Annotated in this window: 2 protein-coding genes; both read right to left on the bottom strand. The window is 71.5% G+C overall.

What is annotated here, in order from left to right; all coding sequences use genetic code 11:
• On the bottom strand, positions 1–1,208 hold a 1,208-nt coding region (locus QMK34_RS47330), incomplete at its 3' end, for a CU044_5270 family protein (protein WP_326421604.1).
• Positions 1,201–1,693 (bottom strand): RNA polymerase sigma factor (locus QMK34_RS47325; RefSeq protein ID WP_326421603.1); only part of this gene is annotated, 493 nt, incomplete at its 5' end. The genes QMK34_RS47330 and QMK34_RS47325, both read right to left, overlap by 8 nt.

Here is a 1,693-nt window from a genome sequence, read left to right as displayed (position 1 = left end):
GGGGGGGGGGGGGGGGGGGGGGGGGGGGGGGGGAGGGGGCGGGAGGTGGTCGTGGTCGGCGGCGGGGTGCCAGATTCCGAGGTCGGGACCGGGCCGCCCGTCGGGGCTGGCCCGTTCATCGGGACGGTCCCGTTCATCGGGACGACGGTGGTCGTGTACTCGGATTCGTAGTTCACCTTGGCGGCTTGGAACACCGGAGCCGCCTCCTTGGTGGCCAGCCCCCTGGCGCCGATCAGGGTGGCGGTGGCGGGGTCGATGACCAGTTCTTCGCGCTGGTCCCCGAGATCGGAGCCGAGCACGATCTCCTTGCTCCCGTCCCCGGCCAGCTCGATACCAGGGACGCGCGCGAGCGCCTTGACGAAGGCGACCCGCAGCGCGGCGGGCGCCACGCTCGCACTCAGCACCTCCTTGCCCATGAAGAAGATCTTTCCGACGGTGCTCATGGGTTTGCCGCTGTTCATCTTCGCCGCCTCGACTTGCAGCCGGGGCAGAAGCGCGTCCGGGTCGGTGGGCAGGCTTGCGAGGAACTCGGGTGTCAGCTTCTGCCAGTCGTCTGGCGCCGGGTTGTCGGTGTAGAGGAACACCCCGCCCGCGGCACTGATCTCATCGGTGCGGGCCGGGGGGGCGGCGAGGTCGGCCGCCCTGGCCGCGGCGGCGTTGCCCTGGAGCCAGCGGACCTTGCCGGTGGTGGCCGTCCGTCGCAGCCAGTTCCCCGCCGGGTCGGCCGGGATCCAGAGCAGGGTCTGGGTCTCGTAGGACAGCGAAACCGGGCCTTTGGGGCCCGAGCTGTGGAGTGTCGACCACGTCGTCTCGGTTGTCAGTCGGTACTCGCCGCCGCGGACAATCAGGTCGACGCCCTTCAAGTGGCTCAGCGGGTCGTTCGCCGTGCTACTGCGGGCCGCGGGCGCGGCCACCTGGCCGGGATTGTCCGGCGTGGTGAACTCTCTGGCCACCACCAGGCCGCCGGAGACGATCACGACCGCCGCGGCGACCGCGGCCCAGCGCCACGGACCGGCTTTTTTCGGAGTCGCGGGCCGCTGCTCGAGCTCGGTCAGCCAGTGTCCGGTGGTGGTGTCGGTGGCGGCCTGGATCAGCGTCGCCCTTGCTTCGGACAGTTCGGTTTCGGCGGGGACGTCGTTGTTCAGCGCGGCCAGCGCGTCGTCGAGTTCGGCTTCGGACCAGACCTGCCGGATGTTCCCCTCAGACATGTTCTCCCGCCTCCTTCTCGTGCTCACTGTCGCTTGTGGACTGTCCTGTGTGTACTTTCGGGGCGCCGGCCCGCAGCCCGCGTCTGATCCGGTGCAGCCGTGAGCGGACCGTCCCGGCCGGGATGCCGAGCGCCTCGGCCGCCTCGGCCGGTTCGAGCCCGGCCCACGAGACCAGCAGCAGGGTGTCCCGGTCGGCCGCGCTGAGTTCCGCGAGCGCCCCGGCCAGTTGTGCGGCCCTGACCTGTGCGTCGACCTGTTCGGCGACGCGGCCGTCATGGCTTGCCGAGACCGTCTCGCCCGCGCCCGCCAGCCGGGCCGTCGCGTGCAACGCCCTGGTTTCGGTGCGGACGTGGTGCCGCAGGAGGTTCGTCGCGATGCCGTAGAGCCACGAACGGGCGGTGCCGAGCTCCGGCCGGTACGCCTCGCGCCGCCTCAGCGCGACGAGGAACGTCTCCGCCACCAGGTCGTGAGCGGTCTCGGTGCCG

Source organism: Amycolatopsis sp. H20-H5, from assembly GCF_035828755.1.
Taxonomy (GTDB): domain Bacteria; phylum Actinomycetota; class Actinomycetes; order Mycobacteriales; family Pseudonocardiaceae; genus Amycolatopsis.
Note: the sequence above shows the minus strand (reverse complement) of the source record. Positions and strands in the feature narration are given on the sequence as shown.